1 protein-coding gene is annotated in these 1,086 nt (G+C 74.7%); it reads left to right on the forward strand.

Features of this window, described 5'->3' with window-relative positions:
• Positions 1-1,086, forward strand: a 1,086-nt coding sequence (locus HW445_RS32155) for a DegT/DnrJ/EryC1/StrS aminotransferase family protein (protein WP_180224277.1), incomplete at both ends; no start/stop codon positions are given.

Here is a 1,086-nt window from a genome sequence, read left to right on the forward strand (position 1 = left end):
CCGCCTCCGTCCGCCGCGACTGGCCCCGGCTGGAGGCCCGGATCCGCGAGGTCGCCGCCTCCGGCCGGTTCACCTCCGGCCCGGTCACCGCGGAACTGGAGGCCGCGATCGCCGAGCGCACCGGCGCCCGGCACGCGGTCGCCGTCGCCAACGGCACCGACGCCCTGGTCATCCTGCTCCGGGCGGCTGGCATCGGCCCCGGCGACGAGGTGATCGTGCCCGCGTACACCTTCTTCGCGACCGCGTCGTGCGTGCTGCACGTGGGCGCGCGGCCGGTCCTGGTGGACGTCCTGCCGGGCAGCTACGCCATGGACCCCGCGCGCGCCGAGGCCGCGATCACCCCGCGTACCAAGGCGATCATGCCGGTGCACCTGTTCTCGCAGATGGCCGACATGGAGGTGCTGCGGGACCTGGCCGACCGGCACGGACTGATGCTCCTGGAGGACAGCGCCGAGGGCATCGACATGCGGGCCGGCGGCGTGCACGCGGGCCTGTGGGGCAGCGGCGGGGTGCTCTCCTTCTTCCCCACCAAGACCCTCGGCTCGCTCGGCGACGCGGGCATGCTCCTCACCGACGACGACCGCGTCGCCGCCCGCGCCCGGCGGCTGCGCCAGCACGGGCAGGACACGGAAGGCACGTACGTCCACGAGGAGATCGGTTACAACAGCCGCTGCGACGAGCTGCAGTCGGCGTTCCTGCTGCACCGATTGGAGCGGCTGACCGAGGAGACCGGGCGGCGCGCCGAACTGGCCGCCCGCTACGACCGGCTGCTCGCGCCGCTGGCCGGGAAGGTGACGACGCCCTGGATGGCGCCCGCCAAGACGCCGAGCAACCAGATCTACTACGTCTACCTCATCGAGTGCGACCGCCGGGACGAACTGGCCGCCCACCTCGAGGCGCACGGCGTCGGCACCGAGGCCTACTACCCGCGCCCGCTCACCGAGCAGCCCCTGCTCGCCCCGCTGCCGGGCTCCCGCCACCCCGTGCCGGTGGCCGCGGCCGCCGCCCGGCGCGCCCTGGCCCTGCCGCTCTACCCCGACCTGACCGACGCGCAGGCCGACCACGTCGCCGCACTGATCCACGCCT

It is taken from the genome of Streptomyces sp. UH6, from assembly GCF_013421635.1.
Classification (GTDB): Bacteria; Actinomycetota; Actinomycetes; order Streptomycetales; family Streptomycetaceae; genus Streptomyces; species Streptomyces abyssomicinicus.